The following is a 20691-nucleotide window of genomic DNA, read 5'->3' on the forward strand; positions in this document are numbered from 1 at the left end:
CCACAGCGGCTCCCCGCCTACATAGGGGCAACCCCCGTCGGCTGTCTACACCTGAGACACAAACGCTGGGTATTGCCCACGCCGTGGTCAATAAAGGCGGAGGATGCCAACGCCGTTGGCCGCTTTACACAGCTCGGCGCGTGGGGGAATTTAGGGGATTGGCAAGGTTTTTTCGGCCCTCCCGAGCGAGGCGTACATGCCCCCGAAAAACGTCTCCCAAATCAAAGACAAGGAGAAGGCTGGGGAGAAGGTTAAGAAGCTTGCAATAGCCGCGCTGGCGTTGCTGGTGCTGGCAATGCCCATACTCGCCCAGCAGGCTGGCAACGCCACTGGCGGTGGCGGCGGGGGCGGCGGCGTTAGTCAAGGTAGGGACCTCGTGCTTAAAAGCGGCGCGGTTCAGAGCGTCCAGTCAGCCGCCGGCGCTCTCATGGCCGTATGGGGCATAGCGTGGTGGGCGTCGCTCATAATCTTCGGCATCTACTACTTCGTAATGAGCAAGCTGGCACCGGCAAGCTGGGCGAGGTGGGGATACATCAACGATCTAGTCGACAAGTACAAGTGGCTACTACTGGCTATGATACTGTCGCCCTTCGCTGTTGGCCTCGTGGTGCTTGGAGTAAACCTAGCCGCCGAGGCCTGGGGCCAGTCAGTTCAGAGCCAGCTAGACCCTCTGAAGACTGTGACGGACTTCCTAAGCAAAGTCCTCATTCAGAGCGTCGTAGACGCGGCCAAGGCGCTGAGGTTCTGGTAATGCTCACCACACCCGAAATAATCACTCTTTTTTCCTCCTCCATCATCTTCATCTACGGCCTCTACGCCTCTATCCTATACGCCATTGGGGGGGCTAGGGAGAGGGAGGAGGCCCGCCACACTCTGTACAGAGCCCTAATCGCCGGGTTGCTCTTCGCCGCGGTTATGCTCTCCACTGCCTTCGTTGGCTTCGGCGTTAGGGGCTTTTTGGAGGCTGTGGAGGCGGCGGCAGACGAGACGGGGAGCAAGCCGCTTGAGCCCCACTGCCTCAAGTACTTCGACTTGGCGCCCTCCTTCAACATAGACGTGTATTTCGTCGCGGGGGCCAAGGCGCTTGAGTGCTCCGCCAAGACATTCAGCGAAAAGTTCAGCCGGTACGTAGACGCATACAGCACGATATTCTCCGCCACTACCATAACTGGGCTGGCCGGCGTAACCTCGCCGCTCTCCATGTCTCTATTCCAAGTAGCCATGCCCTTCTCGGGCGCGGCAAACGGGGCAATGCTCTCCCTGGCGACTGCATACGCCGCCTCTCTCTTAGCAATAGGCCTCATGGCGCTGGCAGGCCTCGCCGCGATTTTAATCGCCGTGGAGAGGCTTGAGCTACTCGGCGCCGTGATAGCCGCCTTCAACATGGCCATGCCCCCCGCCCTGGCGGCGTACGCAGACTACGTGAGAGAGGTGGAGGTGACCTCCTTCGGCTACCCAGTCCTATACGGCGCCGTGTTGAACGCAGTGGTGCCGGCCGCAAACATAGCCGCCGCCGCGGCCCTCGCCTTCACCATGGCCGGCGCGGTCACCGCCGCCATTACATACGCCATGACCAAGATACCAGAGAGAATCTCGGTGGAATGATACCCCTAACAGAAGCCCTAATTATCGCAGGAGTCCTCTCCGCCCTCTACCTACTCTTCGTCAGGGGAGACGAGGAGTGGTACTTCCCCCTCTTCGCCCTTGGGCTGGTTCTGCTTACGCCCTTTGTGGTGGACTTCGCCTTTAGGCTGGTGGCTCCCTTTGCCCCTACGCCGGTTTACCTCTACGGCTTCTACGACGTGTCGAAGATGCTGGAGGAGAGCGTGAGGCGTATGAAGGAGGCCTTCGACCTGGCCTACAGTACTGCACTGGCCTTTGCCTACGCCATTGAGGGCGCCGCCGTTGCCATGTCGGCGGCGCTGGCGGCCATCATCTTGGGGGTTGTTCTGGCGCCTCTCACTGGCGGAGGCTCTGTGGCTATCACAGCCGCCGCCACGCGTATCTACGAAATAGCAGATGCAATATACCACGTAGCCGCCACCGGCTACAACGTGTCCACCGGCGCCATGATGACCTACCACATCATGCACTGGCTCGGCGAAATAGCAAAGACGTGGGTCCCCACCCTATTCTTCCTCGGCATGTTGTTAATGCTACTGCCGAGGGTTAGGGGTCTGGGGGCTCTTCTGTTTGGAGTCGGCCTCTTCCTCTACGTCGCAACGATAGCCGGCGCCTACACGACGGCGCAGGGCATCCCCCTACTGCAGTGGCTGAACGCGACAAGCCACTGGGCTAACAAGGCGCCGAAGCCGGAGCCCCAGATCTACACGGCATTAGCCGTCGAGGGTGACGGAATCGCGTTGTTGAGATACAACGCCACTGTGCGCCTAAGCCAGGTGAGGGAGGCAATTTTGGAGCTAAACAAATCGGCATACCCCTTCTCACTTGTAAACAACACGACGCTGGACTACGCGTTGCAGTTCTTCGCCTCTCTGGCGAAGAACGGAAGCGACTGGGTGGCGGCGGGGTGGTGGACGCCGACATTAGTTGGCCACAAAAACTGGACCGGCCTCGGGCAGAGCCGTCCCTACGTCGTCCACACCTGGCTTGACGTGCCGCGGCCTGTCGAGACCCTATACTGGTGCCCAGACTACTCCATGATTGAGCCGTATTTCAGAGCGGCCGTCGGCAACGCCACCATTGCCAACGTATCGGCCCAGGAGTGGATGGACAAGATGAAGAAGGCTGAATGCGACTTCTACAAAAAGCTCCTCCCCTGGGCCAAGATATACGCCGGGCCGCAGGACTTCTGGCGGATGCTCACCGCAGACGTCAACGTCACCGTCGTCTACAGCAACAAGACTCTGCTTAACGAAAGCCGCATAGGCTACGTCGGGGTCTGGGGCTGGCTGGTGCCGCCCGCCTCCGAGGACTACAAAGGCGGCAACGTCACCGCCGCGAAAGGCGTTTTGAGGTACGACGTAGGCCTCAACGCGACAAACTACACGAAGCCTGTTACGAAGTCCACCTACTCCAACTTCACCATCCTTGTGCCAAACGCCGGTAAGCCCCAGAAGGGCGGCTCGGAGGACTTCTACAAGTGGACTAGGGTGTGTGAGTGGTGTTGTGGGTGGACGTGTGATCCCAATGGCTACTGTTGGTGTGACGAGTGGTGCTCCACTTCGCGGGAGGAGTGGGAGGAGCCCCGCTACGAGAAGGTGCTGAAGCCGTCGGCCGCGTCGCTGGCGGCGCTGTCCTACAGAAGGCCTTGGGTGCCGGAGAACCGAAGCGACGCCGTGCTGTCTATCCCATTCACCTACAGAGACTGGCGGGTTTGGGCTGAGGAGAAGTACGGCGAGTGGAGCAACGGGCCGCCTCCCGCGGGGGCGAGTTGCTGGATTGAGAACAAGCACGTCTACAAACGGGTGGTGTTCTGGGACGTACAGCGCAACTTCGCATATGTGTACGGCTTCGCGTGGCTTGGCGGAGTGGAGCTTTCCGTAAACCCCCAGAGCGTCCAGCTACCGGATACATACGACGAGGCGCCGGCGAGCGAAGACGGAGTCGAGTTGATAAACCTTCTGAGAGGCGCCGAGTACGACCAGGAGTGCTCCGCATTTGTAATGACGGCAGACGAGCCCAACTGGCGGCTTGTGCCTAGGGCGGCTGAGAACATGACCCGGGTAAATAGAGACCTCTTCTTCGCCCTCCTCGCCAGCGGAAACTACAGCAGGGCGTACCTGAACTTCCTCAGGATGTTTGCCCCGGTTGACCAGGTGGAGCCCGCCGCCTCTGTCTACCGATACTACCAAGACGCGGTGAGGCCGAGGCCCCTCCACCCAATGCCAGAGGTTACGCCGAGGGGCTACACGCCTTACAACTTCTACGTGGCGTGTGTTAGGTTTGACTGGAGGCCCGTAGGCGTGGACAACGCCAAGGAGGCCTACGGCCGTGTAGTCCTCTACCCCGGAAACGCCACGTGGCTGGTGTACTTTCCAATGGGCGACTCCAACACCACGAGGAGGCTCATAGGCGTGTGGATCCAGAGGTGGAGGTGGATTATGAACAACCCGCCCCCGCCGCCGCCGAGGGAGCTGGCGGCTTACTGGCCAATCCCGTGGAACGGCTCGGTGCCCCTCTCCTACAAGCCCGCCGACACCCCGCCCATGCCTAAGCCGGACAAGAGGTGGGGTGTGTCGATTTGGGATGTTGGCTTTACGCTGAACATACCCTGGGCCATCTCGGAGATATGGGGGAGGCTCTTCGTTGCGCTGTTTGTCGCCGTATTCGCGCCGGTGGTGGTGCTGGAGGTGCTCTCCGCGGTGTTTGGCTTTCCGTCGTTTGGGCAGTACCTCATGCGCCTCGCGGTGCACGTGGTGCAGGAGCTGGCCTTCTGGTTTCAGATTAGGTTGTTGTTGAGGTCGAAGTGGTTCACCCGTCTGGCGAGGTTCATGAGCTCTCCTGTGAAGAGGGCCTCTATACGCCTCGTTAGGCGCCTCGCGCTGAAGGGGGCCGTAATCGCCAAGCGGTATAGGGACTCGGCGAGGGAGTACGTGGAGAGGAGATTCGGCGTACACCCAGACGCCGTCAATGAGCAGGTGAGGAGGAGGATAGAGGAGGCGGTGTGGCAGAGGCTGAGGCAGGCCGAGGAGGCTCTGGTGAGGGGAGGCAGAAGAGCCGCCGAGGTTGCTAAAGAGGCGGCTAAGGTGGGGTATAGAGTAGCCAAGACGGTGCATGAGTACACTCGTGGCGATTTGCTACACCTACTTAGGAGGATTTTGCCGAAGGTTGACTACGCCATAGACGCCCTCATGGACGAAGTGGCTAGGCGCCACCCCTGGCTATACTACACGTTACTCTGGCACCTAGACGACAAGCCGAGGTGGGTGGCGTTGATAAACCCGGCCTACATTCGGAGGCTGTATTTGGAGGGCAGAATCACAAGGGAGAGGTACGAAGAGCTCATGGCCCTGAGGGAGTACATCCTGGCTAGGAGGGCGGCGGCGAAGGCGAGGGCCGTCGCCGAGCGTGTTGAGGAATTCGCTGTGGCTCAGAAGATGAGGGAGATAGAGCGCGAGGCTGTCCAGCGCTCTAGACAAGCGTATATGGAGCTCATCAGAAAGCTGGCGGTTAAGGACTGGGAGAGGGAGATTGAGAAGCGCGTAGAGGAGCTGGTGAAAGCCGGCGTGTCGAGAGAGGAGGCGGCGAGGAGGGCTGTGGCTAACGTGGTTGGAGACGTGGAGAAGCTGGTGAGGGGGGTATACGAGCCGTTTCTGGAGATGCACATGGGGGCCTTTTCGAAATTCGCCGCGTTCTTCAGACAAATCACGGGAGTGGAGCCTAAAACTGCTAGAGAGGCGGCTGAGCTGTTGGTGGGGGCTAGGGTGGAGGGTGAGAGAATAGTCGTAGACCCCTCTCTCAGAGCTAGGTTCCTCAGACACGCTGAGCAGTTCTGGGCGCTTTGGGAGGAGTACTGGCTCTCTAGGCCGGTGCCATACGACGCCCGTAGATACGCAAGGGCTGTGGCGGTGGACGAGATAAGGGCTTCGCTCCCCACTCTGAGGGTGGTGGCTGTTGCCAGGGCGGTGGCCATAGGCGCGGTGAGGCCGGAGGAGGCGGAGAGGATGCTCAGGCCTCCCGTGAGGGAGCTCACCCTCGGCGCCGAGGAGTACGTAGGGAGGCGCACGCCTCTTGAGAGAGGCGCCTCGGTCAAGCCGTACGCGTCTACACGGGGGCTGGCGGAGAGGCTTGCTCTGTTGAGGGCCGAGAGAATGGCGGAGTCGGCGTATAGAGACGTCTACGTCGTCTCCGCCTTGGCGCCAATGGCCGCCGAGCCGTGGGCCGTCAAGCTTCTGGAGAAGGCCGTCAAGGCTGTGAAAGAAGGCGATGAAAAGGCTAGGAGGGAGGTGCTTAGGGAGTCTTTCGAATACTTCCGTAGATTCGGAATGGAGCACTCGTGGCTGGCCCACATGAAGCGGGTCTACGCGGTGGAGAAGCCGGAGGCTGTTGAGGTGCTGAGGGCGTTTGAGAGAGCCGTCAAGACGGCGCTCTCCGGCGACAGAGAGGGGGCAGTTAGGCAGTTCAAAGCCGAGGTGGAGAGGCTGAAGGAGTTCTACACCGCCAGGGGAGGGGAGTCGGCGGTGAAGACTATTGAAAAACTAGAAAGGGAGTACGTCAAGCTTCTGGAGAAGGTCAAGCCGGAGGTCCTTAGGGACCTGGCGCCTGTTGAACAGTCGGCGAGGGAGGCCCAGAGGCTGAGGGCTGTCCTCGAGAGGCTTTCAGATGTAAGAGCGGCTAGGGAGGGCTGGGAGCTTTTCAGAGAGGGCGACGTCGGCGCCGCTGGGCTGTCGCTACTCTACAGAGGGCTTGTGCGGCGCGTCGAGGAGGCCGCCAGTAGGCATAGAGCTGTGGTGGAGGCGGCTTCTGAGGCGCGGGAGGTGGTTAGGCAGTACGAGTCGCTTAGGCCTCTGCTTCGCATGTACGCGGAGGCCTCCCCCGCTGAGAGGGGGAGGCTGGAGGCCGCGGTTCTGCAGACAGCAGAGGCGCTGAGGAGGAGGGCTGGGGCCGTGTCTGGGCGGCTGAGCGTGGTCGAGCCTCCGCCTGAGTTTTATGTAAAGCTCGCCGAGGCGTATGTACGGCTGTACAGACTGAGAATCGCCGATAGGGAGGAGAGGCTGAGGGCGGCGGCGCAGATCGGCGAGGAGCTGAGAAAGACCTACTCGCCCAAGCCTCTGGCTGACTACTGGATTCCCGACCCGTTGCTCTACGCAATTGCGGCGGAGTACAGAAGACTTGTGGAGGAGCTGAGAGCCGCCAAGGCGGCCGGCGGCGGTGAAGCTGTAAAACGGATAGCCGGTGAGCTATCCGCCCTCGTCGAGCTGGCCCACAGACACGCCTCAGCGAAGGAGGCGGCGGAGGTGTTCAAGGCGGTTTACCAGGGCAGAGAGCCGTACGTAGCGGTGAGAGAGGCGCATTACGACGTGGTGCTGAGGCTCTGGCACGTCGCTGAAAAAGCCGCCTCTCTCGAAAAAGTGAAGCGGGACGTCTCCAGAGAGCTTGAGCCTTTGAGAAAGGTCGAAATCAGGCTACCGAGCTACAGAGAGGCCCTGGAGAGAGTTCAGAGGCTTGTAGGCGAAGCCGAGGCGCTTGCTAGAGCCGGCAGATACACAGAGGCTGAGAGGCTTCTGAAGCAAGCACGCTCCGTAGCGGAGGCTCTTAACAGGATTGAAAAAGCCGTAGGTGCCAGGCTGACGAGAGTGGAGGCCCCCGGCGACGTCTCGCTCTACCTAGACGCGTGGACAGCCGTTAGGCTCTCCGCCACAGCCTCTCTGCTGTATACAGAGGGGGAGAGGCGTGCCTTGTCTAACGCATTTAGAGAGCTGTACAGGGGCAGAGAGAGGCGGCTGGCTGAGGCGGTGGCCGCGGTGAGGCGGCAGTACGAGCCGTACTTCACAACGGTGAGGCTGTTGGGGAGGGAGGCAGAGGTCCCGGTGTTTAAACAGCCCACCGTGCCGGCGGAGGTCTTCGAGAGGGCTCTCGCCGTGGTGTTGCTGGCGGAGCTGGCTAGGCGCGACAGAGCCGTCGCGGAGCACGTGGGCAAGAGGATAGAGGCCATCGCCATAAACGCCCTTACAGAGCTCGGGCAGAGGGTAGGGGTAGAGGAGGCTAAGCGCATCTGGGCTAAGGCGATTAGAGAGGCTAGAGAGGCCCTCCAGCATCCCTTTGCGAGAGTGGCGGCGGGAGACGCCGACGTACACGCCTTGAGGAGGGCGGCCGAGGCAGTTCTCGAAGTAGCTGGGAGGCTCGGCGTGAGGACGAAGGCCGTGGAGGCGGCTGTCGAATTGACGAAGCCCGGAGCCGCCGAGGCTGTTATCAGGTATTTCAAAACTCTAGAAGAATTTAGAAAGACGCCGACGAGAGAGAGGGAGGAAGAGCTTAGGCGCCTAAGCCAAGAGGCGCCTAATGCCATTTCGCTGTTGTTGAAAGCCGGCACCAAGCCTGGCGAGGAGTCGGCTAAGTTGGTTGAAGTATTTAGGAAGGAGGCTGTTGAAGCCGCGGCGGCTGAGCTGTCTAGACTGCGCGCGGAGCTTGAGAAGTACCTAGACCCCGACTCGGCGAGGCTGTTGATAAAAATAGCCTCGATTTCGCCCTCCGCGGCGGAGGCGGCTCTGGCTCTGTACTCAGCGAGGGAGGTTGTAGCCGGCGCCAAGGACGTGGAGAGGGCGAGGGCTGTGCTGAGGGAGTACGTCAAGGCCCTTGAGGCCTATCCACGCCTTGTGGAGTATCTGAGGTCTCCCGTGCTGGGGGAGAGGGAGCTGGCCTACGTGATATGGGCCGCCGAGAGGCTTGGCCTCAGAACCGCGTCTGAGATGCTTAGGGCGTTGGGGAGGGCTTACGAGCTTTTCGACGCCTACGGCCGGGAGAGGCTTTTCAACACGCTGTACGACCAGCTTCTGCCGTATCTGGGGTGGGAGCCTGAGAGGGCTTTGCTTAGGGCCCCTGTGGATGCCCACGTGATGAACCGCCTGGGGGCCTCCCTGGTCAAGAGCGCCTACAGCCGCTGGCTTTTCTTCGACGCCTTAGGCGAGGCCCTCAGGGAGTCGGCCACGCTGGTAGACCTCCCCATCACCGTGGGCATGCCCGTCAAAGTTGAGGCGGCGGACTTCCTCTTCTTCCTGCCGAGAAGGGAGTACCCCGACAAAGTGGCTAGACACGTAAAGAGGTGGGACTGGGGCGGCGTTAGGGAGGGCATCCAGCGCTACTACAAGACGGAGGGGAGGCAACACAGGGCGCTTGCTGAGCTGTTGGCTAGGGCTGGCAGAGTCCTGGCGCTTGAGGGCGCCGCCGAGGCGCTGAGGGGCAAGGCGCCCGACGTCGTCGCGGCCGCGGCGGCGGCCAGGGCCGCGCTGGAGGAGGCCCAGATGCTGTCAAAAGCCAAGAAGCTGACCGGGAGGGATGTAGACGCCTCCAAAGCAGGGGAGAGGTACAGCCAGTACACAAGGCAGTTGAGAGAGGCCCTGGCGCAGATAGACAGAGAGAAGGCAGAGGAGTTGCGGAGGTGGTTCGGCCCTGGAGCCCTGTCTTTGACTAGGTTGGATCCGGAGGAGGCTGTCGCTAGGTTGATCAAGTGGGCCGCGCCTGAGAGGGTTTTGGCGTGGCTGATTGATCTGAAGCTGGAGGGCGCGGCTGATATAGTTGCCAAGGCTGTGGAGGCCTACCGCCTCTACAAGAGGTTTGAGCGTTGGATGGAGCCGAGGCGCGGCTACGTGAGGGAGGGCGGCGTCCTCTCCGTGGCAAAGGCTCTTGACGTAGAGGCGAAGTACCAGCCCTCCAGGCTAGAAGACGCTGTTGTTAGAAACGTAGCCAAGTGGGCCTCCCGGCGGATCAAGAGGCTTGAGGAGGAGGTGGGCAGAATAGCGTCTCAGCTGGCGAGGCACCACTCGGAGGGCCGTGTGGAGCTACCCAGCGCCGTGGCGCAGTGGCTGGCTGAGAGGGGCTACTACGACCTCGGCAGGTTGCTGAGGGAGGTTCAGCCGGCCGAGGATGTCTACCGCGTGTATAAAGAGGCTGTTAGGGGCGTCGTCGAGGAGCTTAAGGCAGTGGCCAAGTTCTCGCCTGGGGCAAGACACGAGGTTGAGAGGGTGGCGAGGGAGTGGTACGCCGAGGGAGGCCTTAGGCGCTACGTAGCTGTAGTCGCACTGCAGGAGTTGGCAAGGCTGGAGCCAGCGCGTGCGAGGGAAGCCGCGCTCTACAAGCAACTGCCAGAGGAGCTTAGGCGGATGGCGGAGGCTGAGGTGGAGAATGTGGAGAGGACCCTCGTTAGGGAGGGCTTCTACGACTCCGCGCTAAAGCCGATGTGGAGAGCCCTCTGGCTGAGGGGGAGGGAAGGTAGAGATCCGAGGGCCTACGCCGAGAGGCTTATTGCCAGGGTCGAGGCGTTGGCAGGTAGGGGCGATCTCCCAGACGAAGTGGCGGAGAAGGCGGTTTCCGCCTTGAGGGAGTTTGCGGAGACGTCTCTAGACGACCCGGCCCTCTACGAGAGGGCTGTCAAGGCGGGCGACGCCGTTGCTGATGTGGCGGCTTATCTGGTGTGGACAAACAGCCTCGGCGTGGGGTACAGCGCCGCGAAGCTTCTGAGGAAGGCGGCGGAGGCGGTGGGCCGCATAGCCAAGTCCAGAGAGCTGTTGCTGGAGGCGCTGTATAGGGCAATGGATAGAGACGTGGCGGAGGCTCTCGAGACGTACCGCCAGTATCTGGCGGAGGGGAGGATGCCCGCCCCGCGGGGCCTTGTCCAGGCCTACGTGACGAGGAGTGGGAAGGTGGCCGACTTCTTGGCTAGGCGCCTTGCATTGGAGACTGCTCTTCACGCCCAGGAGGGGGAGGTGCTCCGCTTCTACTTTGTGTACCACCCGGCTCTGGGCGGTGTGCTGAGGGAGGTGGTTGGGCGCTTCGCCGCCGGGGTGAGAGACGCCCAAAAGGTTGAGCTGGGCGTCGCGCCTCCCGAATACGTATTCACCACAAAGGCGGTGGGCGCCGTCTTGGCGAAAGACGGCGTCGTTGCGTACAGCAAGCACCTAGACGAGGTGTTGAAGAAGCTCTACCACCTCTCCGAGTGGTGGCGGGTTGAGAGGTTCGTAAAGCCGGAGATGCACGAGGCGCTGAGGGCGACAAACCAACACTACAGAGACCTCCTGAGGAAGCTTGAGGTGGAGTGGTACGAGCCGAAGGCCCTGGAGCTGTACCTATCCTCCATAGCCGCACACGGCTTCATACTGCGGTTGATAGAAGAGGCCAGGCAGAGGAGGGAGGCTTTGTGGAGCTGGCCCGACGGAAACGCCTTGGCTCTGCTGTACAGACTGTCAGTCGAGACGGGGGTGGAGGCCTTCGACGCCCTGATTTCCTACGCCAAGAAGATGTCTCGGGTGAGCGGGAGGCCCCTACTAGAGGAGGCTAAGCTTGCCCTCAACCTGGGCTATCTGCGGAGGTGGCTGGAGTTTATGGCGGGGGAGACGATGGCGCCTGCGGCGAGGAGGGAGCCGTATTTCACACTGGCGGCCCGTCTATACGCGGCGGCTTCTGGGGAGGAGGTGGAGAAGGTGATACGCCGCGCCGAGGAGAAGCTCGAAGGACTCGGCCTGCCGCCCGGCTTTCGGATTGAGGACGAGCCCTGGTGGACGGAGTGGATAAGGGCGAAGAAGGCGGAGGCGCTGGAGAGGGCTGGGCAGACGGTGAAGCCGGCGGAGGCGGCTAAAGCCGCGGAGGCTGTCAAGCCGAAGACGGCTGAGGCCGCCGAGGCTGTGGGGCGGAGGGAGGAGTATGTAAAACTCCCGGAGACTAAGCCTCCAGAGGAGGCTGTAAAGCCAGCGGAGGTCTTGAGGCCTCCGGAGGTGGCCTTAAAGAGGCCTTCTGAGGAGGTTAAGGAGAAACTGAAGGAAGCCACCGGCTTCATCCCCGAGAGGTACAGAGGCGTATCCGCCGTCTCCTGGCTGGCCTCGGTGAAGGGCCGTGTCGAGCTTTCGAGGGAGGCTCTGGAGGCTGTGGATAAGGCTGTGAGGAGGGCTGTGGAGAGGGTGAAGGCGAGGTACGCCGAGAGGCTGGCGAAGAGAGGCGGCATGGCCCTCGTAGAGGCGGCCGAGTCTCTGGCGGGAGACGTCTACAGCTTGATATGGCACGCCGTTGACTCGCCGGAGGCCCTCCACTACCTGGCGGTCCTCCTCGAAAGGGCCGAGGACGTTGTCCACGGCCTTGAGCCGAGAAGCCCAGTGGAGGCAGACGCGGCTAGGGTGTTCGCCGACATACGCGAAAGGCTTGAGAGGATTAGGGCTGAGCTGGGCGAAGAAATGGCGGGGGAGGCTTGGCGCTACGCCTACGCCGTGGGTAGGGAGGTGCTGAAGGCGCTGATCTCGGTGCACGAGGGCGCCCTCAAGGCGGTGGCCACTGTTGAGCAAGCCTTGAGGCTTACCGCATTTGCCGCGGCGGCCACGGAGTCCTTAATTGCGCTTCACCACGGCTTGTACAGCGAGGCCGTGGTATCGGCGGTGGCCGGCGCGCTGGCGCTTGTCGAGGAGGGTAGGTTTGAGAGGGCGGTTGAGTACGTAAAGAGGGCGGCGGAGTTTGCCTACGAAACACTGCGTGAGTGGCTGGAGAGGGCTAAAATCGCGCTTGAGAGGCTTTACGAACTGTTTGTAGAGGCTGTAGCTCGCATAATCGCGTGGGTGGATGAGCACAGGGCTTGGCTTTTCCTCGCCGCGGCCGCCTCCGCCGGCGTAGTCACGTGGGCCTTCGCCCACGACGTCTTAGGCTCGGTGCAACTCGGCAAGCTGGCCCTAGCGGCTGGGCTGATTAAGCACGGCGAGTTTAAGAAGCCTCCCGCCGCAGGTGAGCTGGTGGAGGAGGCTAAAAAGAGAAGTGTAGATGTGGGCGAGGCGCTTGAGGAGCTGTTTAGCGTTGTGGACGAGCTTTATAGGGGCGTAGCCGAGGTAGACGAGGAAAGGCTGTTGAAGCTGGTGAATATGCTTGGGGCTACTAGAGGCGTTAGGGTGCCTTGGCTGGGGCCGGCGGCTGAGGCGCTTATGTACTGGGAGAGGGGTGAGCGTAGCGACAAGGAGAAGAACGCATATGCCAAGGCGGCTTTTCTAATCGTTTGGGCTGTGCTTCAGCGCCGCGCCCATGATGTGTACAAGATGCTTGAGAAGATGTGGAATGCGAGAGAGAAAGCCGCCGAGGTTTTGAAGGAGGCGCTGGGGGGCGACGACAGAGAGAAGTGGAGGAAGTTCTACAGCGAATTGAAGAAGCTGGTGGAGGCCAGGGGGGAGGTGTTGAAAATCGCTGAGGAGGTGGCGGGCGAGCTTAACACCATAGCCGTGAACCTAAAGACCGCAACTGAGATGAAGGGCATAAAGGGGCTGGGGGAGATCGCGAAGTGGATAGAGGTAAATGCTATAGAGGCGAGGAGGCTGGCTGAGGCGACTGCCGATAGGTTGGCCGTGTTCTCAGACGTTAGCTACGGCACTAGGGCCGTGGCGTATCTGAGGGCAATTGTAGAGGACAACGTGGTGGGTTTGACGGCGCTGAGGGCCCTAGCCGCGGAGGACTTGGCTTCGCTTGTGGCTAATACGCCGTACGGTGCGTACAACAAGTTGCTGGGGAGGGCGCGAAGCGTCAGACGTGGACGGATAGGGGAGCTCTCGCTTGAGGAGAGGCTAGTGGTGGAGCTGGGCCGAGTTCTGAAAGACGCGGAGGAGCGCGGAGAGCTGAAGCACCTGGCGGAGGCGTTTGAGAGGGGCGAGGCGAGGGTGGAGAAGACAGAGAAGGAGGGCGTGTACATCATCTACGCCGGCGGCATGAAGGCTAAGCTGGAGCTTATCAGAACCGGCGGCGCCCGGCTATACGTCGGCGAGCTGACCCGCCCGCTGGCGGAGAGGAAGCTGGAGGAGGCCAGGGCGGCTGTGTTAAAGTACGAGGAGATGCGTATCGCCGGCACAGCGCCTCCGCCCAGCCGCGAGGCGCAGGACGGCTGGCTGTTGAGCGATGTGCATGTAAGTGAGGAGGGGAATGTGATTACGATGGAGACCGCCTCCTTGGAGCAGGTGGTGGTGTATCTCTCAGCCTTCGGCGTGGGGGCGGGGGAGATACACTGGGGAGGCGGCGAGAGGGAGGGGAAGCCGGTCCGCGTTGACATCGAGCGCTTCAGCGTAACTAGCGAGGGGCTGAAGGCCGTGTACCGCGTAGAGCTACACGACGAGTACTTCAAGAAGGTGTGGGATAGGCTTTCGGCGGCGCGTAGCATGTCTAAGGAGGAGAAGGAGAGGTTTATCGACTTCGTGGCTAAGCTTCTGGAGGGCTCCGGCCGCGCGGTGTCTAGAGAGAGGCTAGAGAAGTGGATCGGCGAGTGGCTTGCAAAGGCTCCGGGCTTAAAGCAACACCGCGTCTTCCACACCCTGGTGAACTCCTTGAGAGAGCTGATGCATGACGAACAAGATGCCGAAAAGCGCGGGGAGGCTGGGAGACGCGCGGTGGGGATGCTCCTATACGACGTGCTGGGCGATGGGACTGTGAGGGCAAACGAAGTTGTGCTGACCGTCGGCGGCGGAAAGGAGATGTCAGCAGAGGACAAGGCAACGCTGTACTACACATTGCTGAGGAGATTGGGGTACCAGCCGAAGATAACGAAAGCTGAGAAAGCAGTCCACATAAGGCTGTACGGCGGGGAGGCCAAAAGGTTCGCGAGGGAGGCTCTGCCGTATCTAGTGGGGCTTGAGCGCCTACTTGAGGTGGTGAGGGGCGATGAGCAAATTTATTCCAAAGTTGTAAAGATGATTGACATGGCTAGGGCAGAAAAAGTGAAGGCGTGGATAAAGGAATTCACCACAGAGGGCAAGAGGCCGAGGGCTAGGCTGGTTGTCGAGGCGGACGGCGCAACGGCGGAGTTCTCAATACGCTTGGATGAAACCAACACAGTACAACTTCGTTTCCGCACAACCAGCCGCGAGGAGGCTGAGCGGAAGGCGGCGGTGCTGAGGGCGGTGGGCATAAAGGCGGAAATCGGCAAGACATACGATAAATACCGCAACCGCGACGAGTGGCGCGTAGATATCACCACGAACGCCCTAGCCGCCGACTCTGTCCACGAAGAGGTGAGGAGAGCCATTGCGGAATTCCTCAAACAGTGCAAAGAGGTTGGCGTCCTCGAAGAGGAGGCGTACAGATACCTCGCCGGGAAGTTTGAGAGGGGCGTGCCGGAGTGGGGAGAGGTGAGATTCTCCGTAAAGCTGTCGAGAAGCGGCTCCGTGGTTGTGGAGTACAGACCCAGCGATCCGGAGTCCTTCAGCAAGGCGGTGGAGCTTCTGAGGGGGCTGGGCATGAGGGACGCATGCGAAGGCGACTGGTGCATCGTGCACTTCACGGCTAAAGAGCCGGAGGGCGGCAGGCCTGGCTCCGTGCACATCACCGTAGACGGCCTTAGGTACATCGGCTGGCTCGCCCTACACGGCGATGAGAGGGCGCAGTGGCTGAAGGAAATGTTGCTAAAGGAGGCCGAGGCAAAGGGTGTGGAGGTGCGCCAACGGCTGGAGCAGTATTTCCGCGAGGGGGAGCAGTGGGGCACGGCCAAACCGCCCATTGAAAGAGAGGTGGAGGTAGAGGGCAGGAGGATGAAGGTGCGTGTTGAGGAGGTGGAGGCGTGGAGGGAGAAGAACAAGACAAAGGAGCACTTGGTCGTCAAGATAAAGGCAAAGGTGGTTGAGGGGAACAGCGAAGTCGCGGTGGAGAAGGAGGCCAAGTTCTTCAAGAGCGGCGGCGAGATAGTGGGCTACGTCAACATACACGCCAGCGCAGAGGGAGGCCGCGAGGCGGACTACATACGCACCGCCGCCGTGCTGAAGGCCCTAGGCGTAGACAAGTGGCGCAGAGAAAAAGGACGGATTCGCCTCACAGGCAGTGCCCTTGACGCCTACCTGCGCCTAGAGTCGGTGTGCATAGCGCTGGACATATGCCAGAGAAAATCATTAAAAAGCGAAAACACATAACGGCTGCATACCTATCAATATCTAGAACTGAGAACCGTTTTTAAGAATAGTTTTCAATCTCTTCATCGCACGTATTGCAGACTTCGCCACGCCGCCCTCGCCCGGCGCCGGGCTTCTCCACGCCGCTACACACTATATATGGAGGGAAATTTTCGAAATTCAACGGAGTCCATAGATGAGTTATTACAAGAAACATAATTTTAAACCCCGCCCCGCGACATCGGATATGAAGTTCCCCATACTAATCATAAATTTCAAATCATACAAGGAGGCCGCCGGGCCCAGGGCTGTGGAAATAGCAAAAGCCGCCGAGAGAGCTGCAAAGGAGCTGGGGGTAAACATAGCCGTGGCTCCCAACCACTTCGAGCTCGCCCTAGTCGCCCAGTCTGTGGAAATTCCGGTCTACGCCCAGGGCGTCGACGTCGAGAGCGCCGGCGCCTACACGGCCCATACGGCGCTTGAAAACGTCAAGGAGGTGGGGGCCTCCGGGGTTATTCTAAACCACAGCGAGGCACCCCTCCGCCTAAACGATCTAGGCAGATTCATCCCCAAGGCGAGGGCGCTGGGGCTCGACGTGGTGACGTGCGCCCCCGACCCGAGGACCAGCCTCGCCGCGGCCGCCCTGGGGCCCAGCGCGGTGGCGGTGGAGCCGCCGGAGCTAATAGGCACCGGCAAGGCGGTCTCTAAATACAAGCCAGAAACCGTCGTGGAGACTGTGCAACTGGTAAGCAAACACTTCCCCGATGTCGCCGTCATCACCGGCGCCGGTATTGAAAGTGGTGAGGACGTGGAAGCCGCGCTGAGGCTAGGCACCAAGGGGGTGTTGCTGGCGAGCGCCGCGGTCAAGGCGAAGAACCACTACCAGAAAATAATGGAGCTGGCGAAGCCCCTGGTGAGGTAGTCGCGGCGGGGCCGCCTTTGAGTGTCCGCCGCTCATGAGCCCCCGCTCCGGGGGTCAGACCCACACTACGCCCCTCCTTATAAGGTTTTTACGTAGTCGACCCAGAGCTCGAGATCCCGTATATCTATCCGGCGGCGGGCGCCGCCCTCCTCCTCTACATAGGCGTCGGTGAGCCTCACCACGTCGCCCTCGACGACGCCCCTCACCACGATGCGCCGCCTCTCGCTACCCACCTCTGGGTTCGACGCCGCCTCCCCCACCGTGGGCGTGGTGAAGTACAGCTCCACGTCGCGCCCCTTGACAACCACGTCGTAGCCCCAGTCGCGGAGTTTTTCCAGTTTCTCCAGGGGAACCATAGATATCGAATTCACTATAAATTTTTGGCTAATGCACATATATTAACGCGGACTTCGGACCAGCTATGCTCCCACCAGCGGTGTTGAGACAGCTGTATGTCCAGGGGAGTCTCACAAACACGCCAGAGGGGGCTACCTTTAAGTTGAGGAACTCCCTGGCGCCGGCTACAGTAATTGGGCTAGACATCGCCGTAGACGGCCAGAAGGTGCCCGCCGAGAATATCGCGGTTATCGCCGGGGGCCAGAAGAGGGCCGCCCAGGAGCTGGCTACGGCTGGCTACAAGTTCAACGTCAGAGACGAGGTCACCATCCTGCTACAAGGCCTCGCCCTGCAACCCGGCGCGCACAAAATCGACATAAAGGCGAAGACCAAGGAGTGGGGCGAGCTCGCCTTCGACGTCACCGACACGCCGAGATAGCCCTAAACCTCTCCACAAAACCCTCCAGCGCCTTTTTCAACTCCCCAAGTTCTGGACGTAGCTCCGGCGCCGCCTGCGCCAGTAGCAACGCCCCGGCCAGAGTCCGCACTCCCGCCGACGCCACCTTCACCCCTCCCCACTCCACCACTACGCTACCAATAGCCATCGTCCTGCCCTTGTTCTCCGCGGCTACGATGGCATCTGGATATGGATACGCCACGTAGGTAAGCGTCAGCGAGTGGCCGATGTAGGGCATGTACACCCTCTTCACAAAACGCCTAACCGAGAAGGGCCCCACGCCGTCCACCAGCCTCCCCCACCTGGCGTTCGCGGAGACGATAAACGCCACGTGGCTCCTCAGCCACTGGAAAAGCCCCGCACTGTCAGGGCCATACTCGACGCCGAGGACCCTCCCCACCTCCGAAGCAAACCAGTCGTAGAGCTCGACGTAGGGCCTAACGACGTCCGCCACATCCCCAACATCCACAACCCTCTCGTCGAACGAATCGCCCACCCGGCCCACCACAGTGACGACGCTCTCCCTCACGATAAGAGTCGCCTCCTGGAACTCCCTCCAGGTCCCGCAGAGGGGGACAACCAGCTCCACACCTGTATAAAGGAAAATGTTTAAAAATAGGTGGGTCCGACCCCCCACATGCCTACGTTTAAGCTCGTGCTTTCCGACCCCGTCTCTGGAAAGGCGAGGCAGTTCGAGATCAAGGACCCACTCGCCCAGAGGTTCGTAGGTCTCAAGATAGGCGACGAGATCGACGGCGTAGTTCTCAAAGACCTCATCGAGTTGCCAAAAGGCGCAAAAATCAGGATCACCGGCGGCAGCGGCGTGGAGGGCGCCCCCATGCACCCAGGCATCCCCGGCCCCGTGAAGAAGTACATCCTGGCAGACAGCCCGCCGGGGTACCGGCCCCCCAAGAAGGGCATGAAAAAGAAGAAGCTAGCCAGAGGCAACACCATCACAGACACAATAGTACAGATAAACGCCGTGGTGGTCTACCCAAAAGACTACTCCGGACCCCCCGCCATCCCCCTCGGGGCCAAGGAGCTCGAAAAGAAGAAGGAAAAAACCGAAGAAGCCGCCGCCCAGTAACTACTTTACAATAGACTTGGCAATTATCAACGTAGTCGTACTCTTAATCTTCGGCAACTTCCTAATCTTCTCACTAATAAGCTTTCTCAAACTCTCCGCAGTATCCGTCGAAATCTTGACCACAAGGTCATACGGCCCATATACAATCATCGCCTCCTTCACCTCAGGCATCTTAACCAACGCATCCATCACCTCGTCCTCCGCCCCAATCTCCGTGTTTATGAACACAAACGCCTCTACCATGTGATTAACTAACTACACACTTATAAATATTACCCCCACCATTGAAAAAATACAAAGAGGTAGGCCTCTTCAAAACACGCCAAACAACCCCCAGATCCAAGCTCTCTAACACCGCGCGTAACTAGAAGGTCTATAATAATAAAGTTGTGGTGCGGGGGGTGGGATTTCTGGGCGGCGCCGCCTGAACCCACGCAGGCCTACGCCACAGGGTCTTGAGCCCTGCCCCTTTGGCCTGGCTCGGGCACCCCCGCCTGTATTTACATTATTTTAGAGGTTTTTTAGCTTTTTCGGCGCCGCGCTGGCATTTATTTAGCGATAGGCGTCGGCCCTGGCTTCGCTAACGGATCCACCTCGGTCTTTACCCCGACCCTCTTCTCCTTGCCTTTAGATACTCCTCTAGAGCCTTAATCTCGTCTTCGCGGAGGTGTTGCTTGTACTGGAATAGCCACTGCCGGGCCTGCTCGTCTGGGATGTATACGTAGAGCACGTCTCCCTCCTTGATCTGGCGGCCTACTATGACGTCGCCTTGGATGGAGATTGCAACCTCGTCGCCTGCGACGGCTTCGTTTACCGGCTTTCCCTGCTTCTGGATCTGCATCACCCTGCCCACCTCTCTGCCGTCTTTCACGAGGGTGACGCCGGGCTTCAAAGTGCCGGCAAGCACCTTCACCCCAACGATGGCCGGGTCGCTACGGCGGAAGACGTAGCCGGGGAGTAGCTGTATCTTGGCGGGCCTCGTGAGCTGGGATAGTATCTGCTCCACGGTCTTGGTCTTGACCTCGTGGGACCACTTGATATACTCGTCGAAGATGCGGTAGAGTATCTCCCCCTTGATGATCTTCACGCCGGAGGACGCCGCCTCCTTCTCGACGTCGGGCGGCACCTTGACGTTGAAGGCTAGTATTACGCCGAACGCCGGGTTCCTGCGCCTGCTGAGTACTGCCTCGACCACGTCCTTGTGGGTCGGGGGCCCGACGTCGGCCTTCCTCACGGGGACGCCTTGCTGTCTGAGGAAGAGGATTGTGCTCTCCAGGGTGCCGAAGGTGTCCGCCCTCACTATGACGCCCTCCCTGTCGGACTCGATTTTTATCTCGGCTATCTCCTCTTTTATCTGCTTCTGGACGTGGGGGATGGCTTGGGGGTCCCACACCGCGTATATCGGCGCGCCGGCCACCACGCCCTCTAGGCCGTCTGCCACTATGCGGACTCCTGCGGCTGCTCTGACCTCCTCCACCGCCATATACCTGTCCTCGGGATCTCTCATCTCCTCTAGCGGCTTGGGCATGACGAGCATCCTGACGCGGGCCTCTCTGGGGCCGTCTAGGCCTGCGGTGACCACCACGTCGCCTTTTCTAATCCTCCCGTCGTATATAATGGCGTCGGCCACCACGCCGAGGCCCTTCTCCTCCTTTACCTCCATGACGACGCCTCTGGCGGGGCCGTCTGCGACTTGGAGCCTCTCCCGGGGGATGAAGCGCTGGCTCACCCCGGCCAGGACCACGAGGAGGTCTGCGATTCCCTCCCCCGTCACGGCGCTTGTGGGGACGATGGGGACCTGGCGGGAGAAGTCTCTGACGCGGTCGTATCTGTCGGCCTCTATGCCGAATCGGGAGAGCTCGTCTATCAGCTTGCCTATCCTCTCCTCGAGCGTGGCGACGGCGTGCCACTCCTGCTCCTCCACGGCGAATAGGAAGGGCCTGTTCTCCACAGACCTCCACCCGTAGATCCTGTCCAGCTTGTTGGCGGCGATTACGAAGGGCACCCCGCGGCTCTGGATTAGCTTAAGCGACTCGGCGCCCTGGTCCTCGAGGCCGGAGGTTATGTCCACGACGAGAACGGCCAAATCCGCGACGGAGCCGCCCCTCTTCCTCAGGTTTGAAAAAGCGGCGTGGCCCGGCGTGTCTATGAAGAGGAAGCCGGGGACCCATATCCTCCCCCTAAGCTTTAGGCGGTCCACCAGAGGCCCCGCAAACCTCTCCACCGCCGGCCACGGCACCAGGCTCATGCCTATGTGTTGCGTGATCATGCCGGGCTCCCGGTAGGCCACAGAGGTGCCCCTGATCTTGTCCAGCAGGAGGGTCTTCCCCACATCCACGTGGCCCATCACCACGACGAAAGGCGACCTCACAGACATGGC

At 60.7% G+C, this 20691-nt stretch carries 10 protein-coding genes and 1 tRNA gene; 6 read left to right on the forward strand and 5 right to left on the reverse strand.

Annotated elements, in window-relative coordinates:
* The first annotated feature begins 196 nt into the window (after positions 1 to 196).
* From P186_RS13060 to tpiA, 4 genes are all read left to right on the forward strand, one after another.
* The gene (locus tag P186_RS13060; RefSeq protein ID WP_014289990.1) at positions 197 to 751 is read left to right on the forward strand and encodes a hypothetical protein; all 555 of its coding nucleotides are present in this window, start codon (positions 197 to 199) and stop codon (positions 749 to 751) included.
* On the forward strand, positions 751 to 1605 hold the full coding sequence (locus P186_RS13065; protein WP_014289991.1) for a hypothetical protein: 855 nt from the start codon (positions 751 to 753) through the stop codon (positions 1603 to 1605). The genes P186_RS13060 and P186_RS13065 overlap by 1 nt, the downstream gene beginning before the upstream one ends.
* A complete protein-coding gene (locus P186_RS13070) occupies positions 1602 to 15530 on the forward strand; it encodes a hypothetical protein (RefSeq protein WP_014289992.1) in 13929 nt (4642 codons plus the stop codon). The genes P186_RS13065 and P186_RS13070 overlap by 4 nt, the downstream gene beginning before the upstream one ends.
* Before the next feature lie 226 nt (positions 15531 to 15756).
* Complete coding sequence (tpiA, locus tag P186_RS13075; protein ID WP_014289993.1) at positions 15757 to 16431, forward strand: triose-phosphate isomerase; 675 nt, start codon at positions 15757 to 15759, stop codon at positions 16429 to 16431.
* Positions 16432 to 16508: 77 nt separating this feature from the next.
* On the opposite strand, the gene P186_RS13080 is transcribed toward tpiA, so the two are convergent.
* Positions 16509 to 16787, reverse strand: coding sequence for a hypothetical protein (locus tag P186_RS13080; protein WP_014289994.1), 279 nt, complete (start codon positions 16785 to 16787; stop codon positions 16509 to 16511).
* 65 nt (positions 16788 to 16852) lie between these two features.
* Between P186_RS13080 and P186_RS13085 the strand changes: the two genes are divergently transcribed.
* Positions 16853 to 17206: a DUF6379 domain-containing protein gene (locus P186_RS13085; protein WP_014289995.1), complete on the forward strand. Its 354-nt coding sequence runs from the start codon at positions 16853 to 16855 to the stop codon at positions 17204 to 17206.
* On the opposite strand, the gene P186_RS13090 is transcribed toward P186_RS13085, so the two are convergent.
* Entirely contained in the window at positions 17187 to 17813 is a 627-nt protein-coding gene (locus P186_RS13090) for a hypothetical protein (RefSeq protein WP_014289996.1), read from the reverse strand. The genes P186_RS13085 and P186_RS13090 overlap by 20 nt on opposite strands.
* A gap of 48 nt (positions 17814 to 17861) precedes the next feature.
* On the opposite strand from P186_RS13090, the gene P186_RS13095 reads away from it, so the two are divergent.
* On the forward strand, positions 17862 to 18311 hold the full coding sequence (locus P186_RS13095) for a 30S ribosomal protein S6e (protein WP_014289997.1): 450 nt from the start codon (positions 17862 to 17864) through the stop codon (positions 18309 to 18311).
* On the opposite strand, the gene P186_RS13100 is transcribed toward P186_RS13095, so the two are convergent.
* The 3 genes from P186_RS13100 to infB form a co-directional block, all read right to left on the reverse strand.
* Entirely contained in the window at positions 18312 to 18554 is a 243-nt protein-coding gene (locus tag P186_RS13100) for an Lrp/AsnC family transcriptional regulator (RefSeq protein WP_014289998.1), read from the reverse strand.
* Positions 18555 to 18701: 147 nt separating this feature from the next.
* Positions 18702 to 18805: transfer RNA gene (locus tag P186_RS13105), tRNA-Leu, on the reverse strand.
* Between the two features lie 107 nt (positions 18806 to 18912).
* The gene (gene infB, locus P186_RS13110; protein WP_148683087.1) at positions 18913 to 20688 is read right to left on the reverse strand and encodes a translation initiation factor IF-2; all 1776 of its coding nucleotides are present in this window, start codon (positions 20686 to 20688) and stop codon (positions 18913 to 18915) included.
* Positions 20689 to 20691: the final 3 nt, after the last annotated feature.

It is taken from the genome of Pyrobaculum ferrireducens, assembly GCF_000234805.1.
GTDB lineage: Archaea > Thermoproteota > Thermoprotei > Thermoproteales > Thermoproteaceae > Pyrobaculum > Pyrobaculum ferrireducens.